This window comes from Virgibacillus pantothenticus (genome assembly GCF_018075365.1).
GTDB classification, from domain to species: domain Bacteria; phylum Bacillota; class Bacilli; order Bacillales; family Amphibacillaceae; genus Virgibacillus; species Virgibacillus pantothenticus.
The window spans coordinates 2,049,770-2,066,719 of record NZ_CP073011.1 but is presented as its reverse complement, the minus strand read 5'-3'; the positions used below and the strand labels follow the sequence as shown (position 1 = coordinate 2,066,719).

General features: G+C 37.8%; 22 protein-coding genes. All 22 read left to right on the top strand.

Annotation, left to right across the window (positions count from 1 at the left end; genetic code table 11):
- Nucleotides 1–220: 220 nt before the first annotated feature.
- The 22 genes from flgB (at nt 221) to flhB (ending at nt 16,936) form a co-directional block, all read left to right on the top strand.
- The gene (gene flgB / locus KBP50_RS09805; RefSeq protein WP_050352733.1) at nt 221–619 is read left to right on the top strand and encodes a flagellar basal body rod protein FlgB; all 399 of its coding nucleotides are present in this window, start codon (nt 221–223) and stop codon (nt 617–619) included.
- A gap of 2 nt (nt 620–621) precedes the next feature.
- Nucleotides 622–1,071 carry a flagellar basal body rod protein FlgC gene (gene flgC / locus KBP50_RS09800; protein WP_050352734.1) on the top strand — a complete coding sequence of 150 codons (450 nt, stop codon included), beginning with the start codon at nt 622–624 and terminating at the stop codon, nt 1,069–1,071.
- 41 nt (nt 1,072–1,112) lie between these two features.
- Complete coding sequence (gene fliE / locus KBP50_RS09795) at nt 1,113–1,421, top strand: flagellar hook-basal body complex protein FliE (RefSeq protein ID WP_128743484.1); 309 nt, start codon at nt 1,113–1,115, stop codon at nt 1,419–1,421.
- Between the two features lie 280 nt (nt 1,422–1,701).
- Nucleotides 1,702–3,306 carry a flagellar basal-body MS-ring/collar protein FliF gene (gene fliF / locus KBP50_RS09790; protein ID WP_210967623.1) on the top strand — a complete coding sequence of 535 codons (1,605 nt, stop codon included), beginning with the start codon at nt 1,702–1,704 and terminating at the stop codon, nt 3,304–3,306.
- Between the two features lie 12 nt (nt 3,307–3,318).
- Complete coding sequence (gene fliG, locus KBP50_RS09785; protein ID WP_050352737.1) at nt 3,319–4,329, top strand: flagellar motor switch protein FliG; 1,011 nt, start codon at nt 3,319–3,321, stop codon at nt 4,327–4,329.
- Nucleotides 4,313–5,074: a flagellar assembly protein FliH gene (fliH, locus tag KBP50_RS09780; RefSeq protein WP_050352738.1), complete on the top strand. Its 762-nt coding sequence runs from the start codon at nt 4,313–4,315 to the stop codon at nt 5,072–5,074. The genes fliG and fliH overlap by 17 nt, the downstream gene beginning before the upstream one ends.
- On the top strand, nt 5,071–6,393 hold the full coding sequence (gene fliI / locus KBP50_RS09775; RefSeq protein ID WP_050352739.1) for a flagellar protein export ATPase FliI: 1,323 nt from the start codon (nt 5,071–5,073) through the stop codon (nt 6,391–6,393). The genes fliH and fliI overlap by 4 nt, the downstream gene beginning before the upstream one ends.
- A complete protein-coding gene (fliJ, locus tag KBP50_RS09770; RefSeq protein WP_050352740.1) occupies nt 6,390–6,836 on the top strand; it encodes a flagellar export protein FliJ in 447 nt (148 codons plus the stop codon). Before fliI ends, fliJ begins: the two co-directional genes overlap by 4 nt.
- Before the next feature lie 5 nt (nt 6,837–6,841).
- On the top strand, nt 6,842–7,453 hold the full coding sequence (locus tag KBP50_RS09765; protein ID WP_050352741.1) for a MotE family protein: 612 nt from the start codon (nt 6,842–6,844) through the stop codon (nt 7,451–7,453).
- A 28-nt stretch (nt 7,454–7,481) separates the two neighbouring features.
- Nucleotides 7,482–8,786: a flagellar hook-length control protein FliK gene (locus KBP50_RS09760; RefSeq protein WP_050352742.1), complete on the top strand. Its 1,305-nt coding sequence runs from the start codon at nt 7,482–7,484 to the stop codon at nt 8,784–8,786.
- 14 nt (nt 8,787–8,800) lie between these two features.
- On the top strand, nt 8,801–9,289 hold the full coding sequence (gene flgD, locus KBP50_RS09755) for a flagellar hook assembly protein FlgD (RefSeq protein WP_050352743.1): 489 nt from the start codon (nt 8,801–8,803) through the stop codon (nt 9,287–9,289).
- A gap of 123 nt (nt 9,290–9,412) precedes the next feature.
- On the top strand, nt 9,413–10,204 hold the full coding sequence (gene flgG, locus KBP50_RS09750; RefSeq protein WP_050352744.1) for a flagellar basal body rod protein FlgG: 792 nt from the start codon (nt 9,413–9,415) through the stop codon (nt 10,202–10,204).
- A gap of 41 nt (nt 10,205–10,245) precedes the next feature.
- On the top strand, nt 10,246–10,470 hold the full coding sequence (locus KBP50_RS09745; protein ID WP_050352745.1) for a flagellar FlbD family protein: 225 nt from the start codon (nt 10,246–10,248) through the stop codon (nt 10,468–10,470).
- Complete coding sequence (fliL, locus tag KBP50_RS09740) at nt 10,463–10,882, top strand: flagellar basal body-associated protein FliL (protein WP_050352746.1); 420 nt, start codon at nt 10,463–10,465, stop codon at nt 10,880–10,882. Before KBP50_RS09745 ends, fliL begins: the two co-directional genes overlap by 8 nt.
- A 30-nt stretch (nt 10,883–10,912) precedes the next feature.
- A complete protein-coding gene (gene fliM / locus KBP50_RS09735; RefSeq protein ID WP_050352747.1) occupies nt 10,913–11,911 on the top strand; it encodes a flagellar motor switch protein FliM in 999 nt (332 codons plus the stop codon).
- On the top strand, nt 11,901–13,022 hold the full coding sequence (gene fliY / locus KBP50_RS09730; protein ID WP_050352748.1) for a flagellar motor switch phosphatase FliY: 1,122 nt from the start codon (nt 11,901–11,903) through the stop codon (nt 13,020–13,022). Before fliM ends, fliY begins: the two co-directional genes overlap by 11 nt.
- 31 nt (nt 13,023–13,053) lie before the next feature.
- On the top strand, nt 13,054–13,416 hold the full coding sequence (locus KBP50_RS09725) for a response regulator (protein WP_050352749.1): 363 nt from the start codon (nt 13,054–13,056) through the stop codon (nt 13,414–13,416).
- Between the two features lie 16 nt (nt 13,417–13,432).
- Nucleotides 13,433–14,086 carry a flagellar biosynthetic protein FliO gene (locus KBP50_RS09720; RefSeq protein ID WP_050352750.1) on the top strand — a complete coding sequence of 218 codons (654 nt, stop codon included), beginning with the start codon at nt 13,433–13,435 and terminating at the stop codon, nt 14,084–14,086.
- Nucleotides 14,079–14,744, top strand: coding sequence for a flagellar type III secretion system pore protein FliP (gene fliP, locus KBP50_RS09715; protein WP_050352751.1), 666 nt, complete (start codon nt 14,079–14,081; stop codon nt 14,742–14,744). The genes KBP50_RS09720 and fliP overlap by 8 nt, the downstream gene beginning before the upstream one ends.
- 58 nt (nt 14,745–14,802) lie before the next feature.
- The gene (gene fliQ, locus KBP50_RS09710; RefSeq protein WP_050352752.1) at nt 14,803–15,072 is read left to right on the top strand and encodes a flagellar biosynthesis protein FliQ; all 270 of its coding nucleotides are present in this window, start codon (nt 14,803–14,805) and stop codon (nt 15,070–15,072) included.
- Nucleotides 15,073–15,075: 3 nt separating this feature from the next.
- Complete coding sequence (gene fliR, locus KBP50_RS09705; RefSeq protein WP_050352753.1) at nt 15,076–15,855, top strand: flagellar biosynthetic protein FliR; 780 nt, start codon at nt 15,076–15,078, stop codon at nt 15,853–15,855.
- Between the two features lies 1 nt (nt 15,856).
- On the top strand, nt 15,857–16,936 hold the full coding sequence (flhB, locus tag KBP50_RS09700; protein WP_050352754.1) for a flagellar biosynthesis protein FlhB: 1,080 nt from the start codon (nt 15,857–15,859) through the stop codon (nt 16,934–16,936).
- The last annotated feature ends 14 nt before the right edge of the window (nt 16,937–16,950 follow it).

Sequence of the window (16,950 nt, the reverse complement as noted above, 5' to 3'; positions counted from 1 at the left end):
GCAAGTTATCCTTGATTGCAAATGTTATCAGAAATGTTAGTATTATCCAACGCGAAAACAGGAATAAATACCTAGTAAGAAATGACTAACTTTAAAAAAATTATATAAAAATGTCGAAAACCAATAGACTTTAGTTTCATTATGACTTAAACTATTCGTAGATAAATGATACTTTCGACGTATTCTTAAATATTGTTAGTACTTTTTTAGGGGTGAAAAAATGAGTATGTTTAGTGGAACGATTCAGACTTTAGAACAATCATTAAACTATGCTTCAGCCAAGAATCGAGCTATTTCCTCAAATCTAGCCAATTTAGATACACCAAATTACAAAGCGAAAGATGTCACATTTAAAAATTATTTGGCAAAAGAGCTTTCTCAACCGTTACAGGCGAAAAGAACAAATAGCAAACATTTAAGTTTTCAAGGTGAGGCACAACCAGCAGGTTATAAAACGATTAGGCAGCATGCTACATCTTATCAGCACAATGGTAATAATGTAGATGTGGATAAAGAAATGGCTAACTTGGCTAAAAATCAAATTTATTATCAAGCGCTCGTAGATCGGATTAACGGTAAATTTGGCAGCTTACAAACTGTTTTAAAAGGAGGTAGGTAGCAATGTCGATGTTTCACTCGCTACATTCTAGTGCAAGTGCATTAACTGCCCAAAGGTTAAGAATGGATGTTATATCTTCTAATATTGCAAACGCGCAAACAACAAGAGCAACAGTAAATGAGGCTGGAGAAATAGAGCCTTATCGCAGAAAAATGGTTACGATGCAACCGGAAGGCTCTTCATTTCAATCCTTTTTACATAAAGCTGCTAACGCCCCTACATCTGCTGGTGTTCGGGTTCGATCCATAACAGAGGATCAAAGTCCCTTTAAACCAGTGTATAATCCTATTCATCCGGATGCCAATGAGGATGGCTATGTTCAGTTACCAAACGTAGATCCTTTAAAAGAAATGGTAGATTTAATGAGTGCTACTCGTTCGTACGAGGCAAACATCACTTCATTAAATGCTAGTAAATCAATGTTGATGAAGGCGTTGGAAATTGGTAAATAATTACGATTAACTACAACTATAAAGTAAAGGGAGTGGAAATTTTGATTCAAGCAATAAATCAACCATTACAACAGTTATCACCTACTACAGATGCTCAAAATAAAGCAAATATTTCTCCTGGTGAAGCACAAGAAAAATTTGCTTCTGCATTAAAAAATGCGATTGATAAAGTAAACGATGTACAGATAGCTTCTGATAAAAAAACGGAAGCCATGGCAAATGGGAAAGTCACCGATTTGCATGACGTGATGATAGCAGCGCAAAAATCTAATATTGCTTTAGAAGCAACGGTACAAATTCAGAGTAAAGCAGTAGAAGCGTATAAAGAAGTAATGAGCATGCAAGTGTAAAGAGAATTTACTATTCAGATCGTACATCAATCGTTTAAAGAACTTGTATAGATAAAAGGTACTAAATGGATGTTCTAGTAGCGGCTTAAAACCTTTTAAGCCATTGGAATGTTCATGCGAGTGGATAATTAGTTTTGAAAACAATCCATAAATAGGTTAATTCATTTCTTGACTTTGGAAAACGTACTTAAATTACTGCATGATGTTGTGTTTTCCTTATCCTCTTTATGTACTGTACATATAAAAGATATTTTACTAGAGCATGTTGGTGGGGGAACTTATGAAAGAGAAAATAATGAATTGGAAGGACCGTACTACGAATTTCTGGAGAAACCGCACAAAAGTTCAAAAATTAACATTTTTCGGGTCTTTATTCGTAGTTGTCCTTTTGATATTAGCTATTTCACTTTTTACAATGAATTCAACAAACTACGTTCCACTATATAATAATTTATCTGTGCAGGAAGTGGGACAAATTAAAGAAGAACTGGACGCAAGAGGTGTTCCTTATGAACTAGCAGATGGTGGCAAGGTTATTGAGGTTCCAGAAGAGCAAGTGGATAGTCTGTTAGTTGATCTTGCCGCCCAAGGGATACCGAATAGTGGGAATATTGATTATTCCTTTTTTAGTGAAAATGCTTCATGGGGAGTGACTGAAAACGAGTTTAATGTCATGAAGCTTGATGCAATGCAAACGGAATTGGCTAATTTAATTAAAGGAATTGACGGTATACAAGATGCAAAAGTAATGATTAATATGCCAGAAGATCCGGTTTTCGTGAATGATACAAAGCAGGAGGCAAGCGCTTCAATTGTAATCAATACAGAAGCTGGACATAACTTTGAAGCTGGACAAATTAACGGATTATATCATATCGTCTCTAAAGCTGTGCCGAATTTGCCAACAGAGAATATTGCGATTACGAACCAATATTTTGAGAGCTTTGAACCAGAAGGGGCTGGTGGTAGTAACACGCCAAAAGATACGTATACATATCAGCAAACGGTTAAAAAAGACATCGAAAAAGATGTACAAAAACGTTTGCAGCAAATGCTTAGTGCAATGGTAGGACCTGGGAATGTAATCGTGTCAGTAACTTCAGATATAGATTTTACCCAAGAGAACCGAACGGAGGAACTTGTCGAACCAGTTGATTTGGAAAATATGGAAGGACTTCCAGTTAGTATTGAAACGATCCAGGAAACATATGAAGGTAATGGCGCTGCTGCAGGTGGAACCGTCGGCACTGGTGAAGGAGATGTGGCGAATTATCAAGCCACAGATAGAGACGGCGATGGCGAATACGAAATGACAAAAGAAACGATCAACAATGAATTTAATAAAATTAGAAAAAATATTGTTGAAAGCCCGTATAAAGTTCGTGATTTAGGGGTTCAAGTTGCAGTTAACCGAGTAAAATCTGCAGAAGGAAACGATGTAGAATATTTATCACAGCAAGAACAGACTACTGTTGAAGAAGGTATTAGTTCTATTATTGATTCCGTCATTACTACATCTATTCATGCAGAATACGAAGAAGAGGTAACACCTGAAGAAAATGTATCCATTGTTTTTCAGGAATTTACTGGTACAGATACAAAGCCTACTGATAATCCATCTACTATACCAACATGGGTTTATGTAGTTGGAGGGATATTGCTTCTAGCTATCATTATTTTGTTAATCTTCTACTTGCGTTCTAGAAAAGCAGATGAGGAATATGAAGAAATACAACAAGAAGTAACAGCACCAGTAGAAATCCCAGATCTTCCTGAACGAGAGGATTCAGAAGCTACCATCCGTAAAAAACAGTTAGAGAAGATTGCGAAGGAAAAACCAGAAGAATTTGCAAAGTTACTGCGTAGCTGGATTGGAGAGGAATAGGAGGTATGAATAATGGCACGACATAAAGGACTCACTGGTAAACAAAAAGCTGCAATTCTATTAATCTCCTTAGGTCCAGATGTATCAGCACAGGTATATAAGCATTTAACAGAAGAAGAAATTGAAAAACTCAGTTTAGAAATTTCTTCGGTGAAGAAAGTGGATAACCAGCAAAAAGAGGAAATCATCGAGCAATTCCATCAGATAGCACAAGCACAGGATTATATCGCTCAAGGTGGTATTGGGTATGCGAAAACCGTATTGGAAAAGGCTTTTGGTAAACAAGAAGCAACGAATATCATTAACCGCCTAACTTCGTCTTTGCAGGTGCGACCATTTGATTTTGCTAGAAGGGCTGATCCACAACAAGTGTTTAATTTTATTCAAGGAGAGCATCCGCAAACGATCGCGCTAGTTCTTTCCTATTTGGACCCAGAACAGGCAGGACAAATATTATCTGCTTTGCCACAAGATATGCAGGCGGATGTAGCGAAGCGTATTGCTACGATGGATTCCACGTCACCGGAAATTATTTCGCAAGTGGAGCAAGTACTGGAAAAAAACATCTCTGCTTCGTTTACTGAGGATTATACGCAAACTGGTGGTATTCCAGCAGTTGTAGAAGTTCTAAATGGTGTAGATAGGAGTACAGAACGAACCATTTTAGATGCATTGGAAATTCAAGACCCTGAGCTGGCGGATGAAATTAAAAAGCGTATGTTCGTATTTGAGGATATTGTTATTTTGGATAACCGTGCGATTCAACGGATTATTCGCGAAGTAGATAACGAAGACCTGCGTCTCTCTCTTAAGGTAGCCAGTGATGAAGTGAAAGACATCGTGTTTAAAAACATGTCACAACGGATGGCAGAGACATTTAAAGAGGAAATGGAATATATGGGACCAGTTCGCTTGCGTGATGTAGAGGAAGCGCAGACGCGTATCGTTTCAACGATACGGAGACTTGAAGATATAGGTGAAATTGTAATTGCAAGAGGTGGAGGTGATGATATCATTGTCTAATCCATCATGGATCAATGAACGAAAGCAAATTCGTGTTAAGCCCGCTGCTGCATTTCTACAAAACAATGTTGTAAATAATCCCAAACAGCATCCTGACAAAGGGCAGCTCAATCAGCAAATGATGCAAGCTAAGCAAACTCTAGCTGATCTCCATGAAGAGCAAAAGCGATTAATGGAACAGACACAGCAGGAAATTGAAGCAGAAAAGCAAGCATGGCAAGAGGAAAAACAGAAATATATCGAAGCTGCCAAGAAAGAAGGATATCAGGCTGGTTTTTCACTAGGAAAATCAGAAAGCCTTACTGCGTATAAAGAGTATTTGGATCAAGCGAACCAAATTATTGACAGTGCAAAGCAGGATTACCATACGCTCATTGAAGAACATGAAGAAACAATAATGGAAATCGCCATTCATACAGCGGAAAAGATTCTCAAACAAAAGATTGATGCAAATCCGGAATTGTTTTTGTCCATTATAAAAGCTGCCATTAAAGAATTGAAAGACCAGTCGGAAGTTGCGCTTTATTTGCACCCCGACCAATATACATTCGTTATCCAGCATAAAGAGGAATTAGCTTCTTTAATCGAACAAAATGCGAAGCTTACGTGTTATGTTTCTGACGAAATAAAGGAGAATGGCTGTATGATTAAACATCCATTTGGACAAGTCGATGTCAGCGTTGATACACAACTGGAGGAAATTGGTAAGGTTTTATCTGAGTTAGCAGGGGAGAAAAAACAATGAATCCGACAAGTTATTTAACTGCTATTTCCAAGGCGGATACGTACAAACGTTACGGGAAAGTGTTACGTGTGGTTGGTATTATGATTGAATCTAAAGGCCCTGCCGCTAACATTGGAGAGGTGTGTTATATCCATCCCTCTGCTCAAAAAGATGAACCTATTATTGCAGAAGTTGTAGGATTTAACGAGGAACGAATTATCCTTATGCCTTATGAAGAAGTGATGGAGATTGGACCTGGATGTCTGGTGGAATCAACAGGGAAGCCGCTTAGTGTAAAGATAGGCAGAGGACTAATTGGTCATGTTATTGATGCTTTAGGTAAGCCATTAAATGGACAGCCACTGCAAAAAGGTCTCACCAGCTTCCTTACTGATCAATCTCCACCAAATCCGATGCAACGACCGCCAATTACAAACCCTTTACAGGTCGGGATTAAAATCATTGATGCATTACTAACGGTTGGAGAAGGACAACGAATTGGTATTTTTGCTGGTAGTGGAGTTGGAAAAAGCACTTTGCTTGGGATGATTGCCCGTAATAGTGAAGCGGATATCAATGTCATTGCATTAATTGGTGAGCGTGGTCGAGAAGTTAGAGAGTTTATTGAAAAAGACCTTGGAGATGAAGGACTTAAAAAATCCATTGTCGTTGTTGCAACGTCTGATCAACCAGCCCTCATGAGAATTAAAGGGGCAGATACAGCTACTGCAATTAGTGAATATTTTCGCGATCAAGGCTATCGTGTCAATCTGATGATGGATTCTGTAACGCGTGTTGCCATGGCAAGGCGTGAAGTAGGATTAGCAACAGGGGAACCACCAACAACAAAAGGATATACGCCATCCGTATTTGCTACGCTGCCTAAGCTGTTAGAACGAACAGGGACAAATCCCAATGGAACTATTACTGCTTTTTACACTGTGCTCGTCGATGGAGATGATATGAATGAACCAATTGCCGATACAGTTCGTGGTATTCTAGATGGTCATTTTGTTATGGATCGTAAATTAGCCGAAAGGGGACAGTACCCAGCGATTAATGTCTTACAATCAATTAGTCGAGTGATGCAACAGGTAACAGATAAGAACCATCACGAATTAGCTAAAGAAATCCGAGCTTTACTTGCAACGTTTGAAGAAAATCGCGAATTAATTCAAATTGGTGCTTATAAACGGGGGACAGATCAAGAAATTGATCAGGCAATTGCGTATTATCCTAAGATCCAATCTTTTCTTATGCAGGGAATACATGATTATCATTCGTTTGAGGAGTCTGTTCAATTAATGCAAAATCTGCTTCACGGAGGTGTTAACGAATGAGTGACACGGTTGTCTTGTCAAAACTATTACATATTCGCGAAACAGAAAAAGTACAAGCTCAAAAAGCATATCAGCAATCGATGGATTGTTTTGAAAAATCGGCAACTCAACTTTATCAGCTGTTAAAAAAGAAAGAAGTAGCGGAAGAAATTTATGAAGAATCCTTACAGCAAACAACTACTTTAGACAAATTAAAGGAGCAGTTCACCTATTTGGAAAAGTTGAATGACATGATAGTTGAGTTGCAGAAGGATGTGCAAAGAGCCCGTGCAGAGATGGAAGCAAAACAATCTAATCTCACAGAAGCACACGTAGAAACGAAAAAATTTGAAAAAATAATTGAACGTCGAAAGAAACAAAAAAATGACGCAAATGAGAAAATGGAAAAAGCGGTTATGGATGAAATATCTATGTACCAATTCTTAAATTATAAAAACAGGTGACGCGAATGGCTAAGAAAACAAAAACAGATACGAAAAAAATGAATCCTTTTCTCTGGTTCCTGTTCGCAGTCATCATTCCTATTGGTATTACTTTAGCACTTGTCATCATTATTTTAATGGCTGTGGGCGTAGATGTTGGTGGCTGGTTAAAAGGTAAAGCGGCAGAGGTTCCCGTTGTTTCTTCCTTTGTAGATACAGAGGAAGACGAAAATAACGCTAACAATGGCGATAATAAACAGTTACAATCCCAGATTAAGAACAAGGATTCAGAAATTGAACAATTACAAAAAGAACTAAAAGATAAAGAGCAAACGATTCAAATGCTTGAGCAAGACATGGTAAAACTCCAAGAACGAGTGAAAAAACAGGCTACTGAACAGGATGAAGAGAAAGCAAATCAGGAAAAAGAAAATACGGTTAAATCAATGTCCACCTCTTTTAAAGAAATGGACGCAGAAAGTGCGGCGCAAATTTTGCAGCAATTAGAGAGAGAAACAGCATTAAAAGTTTTAAAAGAGTTAAATAATAAGGATCGAGGCCGCATTTTAGAAGCAATGGACCCAAATACAGCAGCACAATTGACAGAGCAATTTTTAAAGATGCCAAAGGAAAACTAGTTTATTTAACTTGGAAGGGGGTGAAAGGATGAATGCAGTTGGGATATTATTACAACAGCTACCAACGACGCTGGGGAAAAATGAGATGAAACAAATGCAAACAGATCAAGAGCTGCCTGCACAATCTTTTCACGAACTACTTTTACTTTCTTATAAGGAGGAAGTCGTAAAAGTAATTGAACAGCTGAAGCAGCTTGAAGAAGTACCATTTGATAGTCAGGTATTACACCAGGCATTGCAATCAGTAGATATTTCTTCAGCCCTGCAGCAATGGATGATTGGAATGGGAGATGAACCATTAACTCTACAACCCTTGCCAAAGGAAGAATGGACAGTATTAGGAGCGAACCAGCCGCAATCTGAAATACAACCTACTGAAAATGGACAAAAACCTAGTTCAGATAAACAAGCTGCTAACGATTCTATACAACAGCAGATTGTAGCTGTTTTTTCCAAGGTGGAACCAATTCTAGCACAAATAAAAGATCAACAGGACATAAAGCAAGCAACAACAAAATTAGCAGATCTTTTGCATACTTGGTCAGATCTAAGTAAACAAGCTAAAAGTATAGGCATGTCTGAGGATATTACTGCTTATTTGAGTGACAATAAAAACGTAAAGGAAGTCACCATTTGGAGACAGTTAGTAGCAGCATTCGAAAAAAGAAGCGCATTTGTTCAAAAGCAGCATTATAACAGTGAAGCAAAAGTAACGAGTGGGGATGTTGCAAAATGGCTAACAAAAGCAATCGAATCTATTTCCGAATCCAAGCCAACAGTGCTCCATTCTAAAGAGCAAATAACAACAAATAATAGTATGAATAATCAACTGTCTGTGCCAATGGCAAAACTCGAACAGCATGTTATTTATCTGCAGCCTGAACAGTCGACACCGAGACAGAATGGACGCGAATTGATACAGCAACTGCAAAGAATCATGAATTCAAGCAAATTTATGAAACTACCGAATGGTGCAAATCAACTTAACCTCACATTACGTCCTCAGCATTTGGGGGATATGAGTGTACGTCTTACACAATTAGACGGAGTGATGACGGTGCGGATTCTAGTACAGTCGCAAGCAGCGAAGGAAATGCTAGAGTCCAATATACATAAGCTTCGGAATATGTTTTCCCCGCAGCAAGTCGTAATTGAAAAGCAGGAAGGCATCTTGCAGCAAGGACAACAAATGCAAAGGGGGAATGGGGCTGAATCGCAGCAGTATTCAGATCAGCAGGAACAACAACAGCAACAATCTGAACACGAAAATACAGATAACGACACCGAATTTACAACTACTTTTCAAGAGGTACTATTAAATGAACAAGTCTAAAGGGGGGATGTAGAGTGGTTCAAATTGATCCTTCACTCTATTTACATAATCAAAAAGAGCGAACGCCTAGTCCGGAATTAGGAAAGGACGAATTTTTGAAAATTTTAATGACCCAATTGCAACATCAAGATCCAACTAATCCAATGGATGACCGTCAGTTTATTTCACAAATGGCTGAATTCAGTTCCTTAGAACAAATGATGAATATGACGAAATCGATTGATACTTTAGTACAAAGTCAACTTATATCTCCGGTAATTAAATACAGCCATATGTTAGGTAAAGAAGTTACCTATCAGGCTTATGATGAAGAGACAGGTAAGGAAGCGGGATTAAAAACAAGTAAAGTTGTTGCTGTTAGTCAGAGTGAGGGCTGGGCCATTCTGGAGTTGGAGAATGGGGAAAAAATTTATGCCGATGCTGCCTTACAAGTAAACGATCCGGAGTTTGAAGGACCTCAAAGTGAGGATGAGCAAAATGAACCAAATGAACCATCGGAGTAACACCAGTCATATAGCTTCATCGTAAAAGAATGAAGGAGATAAATCTTTGGTGAATACTTGGTCAAGCATACAACTACTGCTAAACCATGTTAAAAAACACAATAATATAAAGGGGAAATGACAATGTTACGTTCTATGTATGCAGGAATTTCTGGTATGAAAGGATTTCAAACAAAACTTGATGTGATTGGAAATAATATTGCAAACGTCAATACATCAGGTTTTAAAAAAGGCAGAGTTACATTTCAGGATATGATGAGCCAAACCAATTCTGGGGCACAAGGACCGACGGCTACTCGTGGAGGGATTAATCCTGTACAAGTAGGAACGGGTTCACAGCTTGGATCAATAGATAATGTTCATACCCAAGGGTTTAGGCAGACTACCGGAAGACCTTTAGATCTGATGTTGGAAGGCGACGGTATGTTTATTGTGCAGGGGAATGGAACAACGTATTATACCCGTGCAGGGAATTTTTATTTAGATAATGATGGTCGCATTGTCGATGCAAATGGATTTTACTTGCAAGATATTGATGGTAGGGAATTAAGGATTCCTCAGGATGCTAAAAGCTTTAGTATTGAATCTGATGGTACTATTACGTATGTTAATGCTGATGGAGATCCAGTTAATGGTGGGCAAATTGCCCTTGCTAGTTTTTCTAATCCAGGAGGTCTAGAAAAAGCGGGGAGCAATTTATTCCTTAACAGTGAAAATGCTGGTTATAACGGAATTGTTGCTCCAGAATCAGATGGCGCTGCTAAAATTGTATCTAGTGCGCTTGAAATGTCGAATGTCGATTTATCAGAAGAGTTCACAGAAATGATTACTGCCCAGCGTGGATTCCAGGCAAATACAAGAATTATTACTACTTCTGATGAAATTCTCCAAGAGCTTGTAAATCTAAAACGATAAGTTAGGGGGGAAGGGAGTGTTTCGGCACTCCCACCTAGATAATGATTTCATTGACGCGATTAAATGGGGACGAATTTACATTAAACTCCATAATGATTGAACAAATACAAAATTTTCCAGACACGACGATTACGTTACTCACTGGAAAGAAATTCGTGGTAAAGGAAACAAAAGCAGAAGTGCTTAAACGCACTCTAGAATACTATCAACAAGTTGGTATATTACAAGTTGTAACGAAAAGGGAGGCAAGCAACGACGATGAGTAAACTGGTTAAAATAATGCTAACTTCACTAACAGTACTGCTTATAATAGGGATTTCTGCGTTCGTCGTTGTTCAGTATATAAACACAGATGAGAAGAGTGGGGAAGCAGCTTCTATTGATGAAATGAAGGAATATTCTTATGAAACTCCTGAAATAACGACAGATCTTCAAGACGGGAGTTTTGTCCGAATCCAATTTCAAATTATTGCAGATAGCAAAGACGCAAAAGAAGAAATTGAAAAACGTGATTTTCAATTAAAGAATATTCTAATTAAAGAACTTGCTACCATGAAAGAAAAAAACTTTCAATCAGGGTTGGAAGATTTAGAGAATGAAGTAAAATCTAAACTTAATGAAGTAATGACTACAGGGAAGATTACAGATGTCTATACAATTAATAAAATATTGCAATAAAGTTCGACTCCACTTTGGAGGTGATGGTAGTTGGTAGAAGAAGTTCTTTCACAAAATGAAATTGATGCATTATTATCCGCAATATCTTCTGGTGAAATGGATGCGGAGGAATTGAAAAAGGAAGATCAAGAAAAAAAGGTCCGTGTGTATGATTTCAAACGTGCATTACGTTTTTCAAAGGATCAGATACGCAGTATATCCCGTATTCATGAAAATTACGCACGATTGCTAACCACTTTTTTCTCAGCAAAACTAAGAACGTATGTCAACATCACGGTTGCATCTGTGGACCAAATACCTTATGAAGAGTTTATTCGCTCCGTACCAACGATGACAATTTTGAATACATATAGCCTTGAGCCGTTGGAAGGCAGAATCGTCATGGAAATCAATCCAAATATTGCTTATGCAATGCTTGATAGGACTTTAGGTGGTCAAGGTGGCAGTTTGAATAAGGTAGAAAATTTAACGGAAATTGAGACCCTTTTAATGTCACAGCTGTTTGAAAATGCGAGCACAAAATTACAAGAAGCATGGGCGTCTATTGTAGATATTGATCCTGTAATGGAGGATTTTGAAGTAAATCCACAGTTTTTACAAATGGTGTCTCCAAACGAAACAGTTGTTGTTGTATCACTAAATACAGCGGTTGGTGAGGCAAGTGGGATGATCAATATTTGCATCCCGCATATTGTACTGGAACCGATTATATCCAAGCTGTCGGTTCATTATTGGATGCAGTCAGCAGGAAAAGAGCGAGATGATGAAGCTTATCAAAAACTGACGGCAAATATTCAACAAGCAAAGGTAGAGGTTAAACCGATCTTAGGTGAAGCGTCTATTACGATTGAACAATTTTTGAATTTAAACAAAGACGATGTCATCAGGCTCGATCAATCCATTGAAAGCCCACTAACGTTAGCAGTAAATGATGAACCAAAATTCTTTGTACAGCCAGGTACATATAAAAACAGGATGTCTGTCCAAATACTAGAGACATTTAAGGGGGGAATTGACGATGGGGAATGACGGAATGCTTTCTCAAGATGAAATCGACGCACTATTAAATGTAAGTTCAACAGAAGATGAGAGCAATCAATCGTCGCCTACTGACGAATATTTATCAACAATAGAAATTGATACGCTGGGGGAAATTGGAAATATATCATTTGGAAGTTCAGCGACTACATTATCCACATTGTTAAACCAAAAAGTAGAAATAACGACGCCAGAAGTTTCAGTGATGGCACAAGAAGAACTAAAAAAATTCACTTTTGAACCTGTCAGTGTTCAGGTGAACTATCTAGAAGGTTTTTCTGGCAAGAACGTGTTTGTGATTAAGGCAGAAGATGCAGCAATTATTTCTGATATTATGCTTGGTGGAGACGGCACAAACCCTGCTGAAGAATTAAATGAGATTCATTTAAGTGCGGTCCAAGAGGCTATGAATCAAATGATGGGCGCAGCAGCTACAAGTATGTCTACCGTATTTAATAAACGTGTCGATATATCTCCACCTACGATTCATATGGAAGACCCCGAAAAAGAACCCGAATCAACTTTAGGAGAAGATCCTTTTGTGAAGGTAACTTTCCAGTTGAAGGTTGGGGAGCTAATTGATTCAACCATTTTTCAATTAATGCCGATCCAATTTGCCAAGGAATTGGTGAGCCAATTGGTTACGAATGAATCAGCGAAAGAAGAAACAGCATCGACTGTCGTTGCCGAACCAACCGAACAGGCAGAACCTAAGGAAGAGTCGGCCCACTTTGAGGATACATCGCAATTTTTAGGTTATCATAATCCAGATTCAAAGCAGTCGAATGTGCAGCAAGCAGAATTCTCTCCATTTGAGCCGGTACCTTTGAATAAAACCGAGCAGCGTAATTTAGATATGCTTTTGGATATTCCTTTAAAAGTAACGGTTGAACTTGGGAGGACGAAGCGTACAATTAAAGATATTTTAGATTTATCCCAAGGTTCTATTGTGGAATTAGATAAATTAGCAGGTGAACCAGTGGATATTTTAGTTAATGAAAAACTCATTGCGACTGGAGAAGTAGTCGTTATTGACGAAAATTTTGGTGTTCGGGTAACAGATATATTGAGTCAATCCGATCGTCTAAAAAAACTAAAATAATATAACAAAGTACAATTGGAGGTTTGTTTTTATGGGCAATCGTATTTTAATCGTTGATGATGCAGCATTTATGCGAATGATGATAAAGGATATTTTAACAAAGAACGGGTATGAAGTTGTAGGTGAAGCTCAAGATGGTGTACAAGCTGTTGAAAAATACAATGAGTTAAAGCCTGACTTAGTAACGATGGATATTACGATGCCAGAAAAAGATGGGATTACGGCATTAAAAGAGATATTAGCCGCTGATGCACAAGCAAGAATTATTATGTGTTCTGCAATGGGCCAGCAAGCGATGGTTATTGATGCTATTCAAGCAGGCGCAAAAGATTTTATTGTCAAACCTTTCCAGGCGGATCGGGTTATTGAAGCGATTCAAAAGGCTTTGAGTTAAAAGTGAGTGAATATGTGTGAGGAAATTAACAGTTATATCTAGCCTGCTTAGCCTGCTTCTATTTCTATTTGTAATAGAAGCAGAGGCAGCTCCTAAATCCGTGAATGATTGTATCAACGATGAAGCAGATTGTGAGTCTTCCGAGCAGACACCGGCAAACACTGACAAAGATACGTCAACACTTTTAAATGAAGAAACGGAAACGAAACCATTATGGGTCAGTTTTGTGAAGGTAATCGCTGTTTTATTTCTTATTCTCGGTTTAATTTATTTGGTGCTTCTATTTTTAAAAAGAAAGAATGCTTTATTTAACCAAGTAAAGGCATTGGAAAACCTTGGGGGAATTTCTGTAGGGCAAAATAAATCATTGCAAATTATTCGCCTTGGGAATAAATACTATTTAATCGGTGTTGGCGATAATGTGGAGTTACTGCAGGAAATTAACGATGCATCACTTATTGAAGATTTACAAAGAGCAGGTGCAGGTGGTGAAACGCCTGCAGTTCCAAAGTTCATCCAAAAATTAACTCCTGGAGCGAAGTCCAATCACCAGGATAAGGAAGAAAAAGCTGATTTTAAACAGCAATTCATGAACGAGTTGGACAAATTAAAGCAAAATCGTAGCCAATTAATTCAGCAGTATAAACAAAAGGAAGATCACAATGAATGAATTTATCGATATGTTTTCGAGTTCAGATCCTGCTAATGTGTCCACTTCAGTAAAGCTAATTTTATTATTAACTGTTCTTACATTGGCACCAAGTATTTTAATATTAATGACCAGCTTTACAAGAATTATTATCGTACTGTCCTTTGTTCGAACATCATTGGCTACACAGCAAATGCCACCAAATCAGGTGTTGATTGGTCTAGCTTTGTTTCTTACCTTTTTCATAATGGCTCCCATATTTAATGAGGTGTATGACAATGCTTTAGAACCGTTGTTCGCAGAGGAAATTACGTTGGATGAAGCGTATGATGAAGCAAGTATTCCTATCAAACAATTTATGGCTGAGCATACCCGACAAAAAGATTTAGCCTTGTTTATGAACTATGCCAAATTAGAGCGACCGGAGACCGTTGAGGAAATACCTTTGACGACGTTAGTTCCTGCATTTGCCATTAGTGAGTTAAAAACAGCATTTCAAATGGGATTTATGATTTTTGTTCCTTTTCTGATTATTGATATGGCTGTTGCCAGTGTATTAATGTCTATGGGGATGATGATGCTACCGCCAGTTATGATTTCGTTGCCGTTTAAAATTTTATTATTTGTGCTGGTAGATGGTTGGTACTTAATTACCCACTCATTACTAGACAGCTTTTAGATCGAAGCAGCAGGGCGGTAATCCGTCCTATTTTCCAGACAGATAGGGGGCATTAGAAATGAGCAGCGAATTTGTTTTAACGCTTGCAGAAAAAGGCGTATTTACTATTTTACTTGTAACTGGACCATTGCTTTTGCTCGCTTTAGCTGTAGGATTACTTGTCAGTATATTTCAAGCGACAACACAAATTCAAGAGCAAACCTTGGCATTTATCCCGAAAATTATTGCTGTTCTGGTTGGATTGGTGTTTTTTGGTCCTTGGATGCTAACGCAAATGGTGGAGTTTACTTCTAATTTATTTCAAAATATGAATCAGTTTGTGGGATAAAAAATGTTAGATGTTATTCATGTAAATAGTTTACCAGTATTTTTATTAATTTTAGTTAGAGTAGCAACCTTTTTTGCTACGATGCCGTTGTTTTCCTATCGTACTATTCCAAGACCGTTTAAATTAGGGTTAAGCTTCTTTCTTGCATTTTTAATATTTTATACGGTGGACGCCCCCGCATTAGCGGTAGATGGACATTATTTTTTGCTTATTTTAAAAGAGGCGGCAGTAGGTCTATTGATAGGTTTAATCGCATATATCATTTTGTCTGCGGTGCAAATAGCTGGTGGTTTTATTGATTTTCAAATGGGCTTTGCAATTGCTAATGTCATAGATCCGCAAACGGGAGCCCAAAGCCCTTTAACGGGACAGTATTTTTATATAGTTGCTTTGTTATTTCTATTATCGGTTAATGGTCACCATATTTTAATAGACGGGATGATAAATAGTTACCAATTTATTCCGATAGAACAATTTGTCCCGTTTCAAAATGAATCCATTGTCCGATATGTGATAGACAGTTTTAATTACATGTTCCTGATTGCTTTTCAAATTGCAATCCCTATTGTGGGGTGTTTATTTCTTGTAGATGTAGCACTTGGGATTGTAGCAAGAACGGTTCCACAATTGAACGTGTTTGTCGTAGGACTGCCGTTAAAAATTTTAGTAAGCTTTATCGTCCTATTATTTTTTATGAGTTTATATGTCGTATTAGCAAAGCATTTGTTTGAGGTTTTGTTTGAGACCGTACGCAGTCTCACGAATTTATTCGGAGGTGGATAACTTGCAAATAAAACTGGATTTACAATATTTTGCAGGTGAAAAGACGGAAAAGGCTACCCCGAAAAAACGTCAGGACGAACGGAAAAAAGGAAAAGTTGCCAAGAGCCAGGATGTGAATACGGCAATTTTGTTGCTATTTGCATTAATGATGCTATATGTATTTGGAAATTCCATGAAAGATCGGATGACATCCATGTATGAGCATGCGTTTACGGAATTTATTCATTGGCAAGTAACTGAAACTACGGTGGCACAAGTTTTTAACGGTGCTGCTATGGAAACAGCAATGATGCTGGCTCCTGTTATGATCATCGCTATCATAGCTGCATTAGCGGCCAACTTTATGCAAATCGGATTTTTATTTACGACCGAGCCACTAAAGTTTGATTTAAAAAAAATTGATCCCATTCAAGGGGCTAAACGGATTTTTTCATTACGGGCAATTGTTGAATTGCTAAAATCCTTATTAAAAATTTTAAGTATCGGTACCGTGACTTTTGCGGTAATTTGGTTTTATAAGGACGAGATGATGATGATGGCGTTTAAGACTGCTGATGCAGCACTTGGGTTTTTTGGACAAGTGACTATCATTATGGGAATCACAGCTGTTATTATTTTAATTCTTTTAGCTGTATTTGATTACGCATATCAACGATACGACTATGAAAAAAATATGAAGATGTCCAAACAAGATATCAAAGACGAGTTTAAAAATATTGAGGGAGATCCGTTGATTAAATCAAAGATCAAAGAGCGACAAAGGCAAATGGCGACACGAAGGATGATGAGTGAAGTGCCAAATGCTGATGTTATTATTACGAATCCAACTCATGTGGCCATCGCAATTAAATATGATGAAGAAAAAGCTTCTGCTCCTTATATTATAGCAAAAGGTGTCGATGAAGTTGCCCAAAGAATCAAGCAAGTAGCGAAGGAAAATGGTGTGATGACGATTGAAAATAAACCATTAGCTCGTTCTTTATATCGTGTTGTGGATATTGGTGACGTGATTCCTGAAGCGTTTTTTCAGGCGGTTGCAGAAATCTTGGCATATGTATATAAGTTAGAGAAAAAAGTTTAAGCAATAAGGAGAGA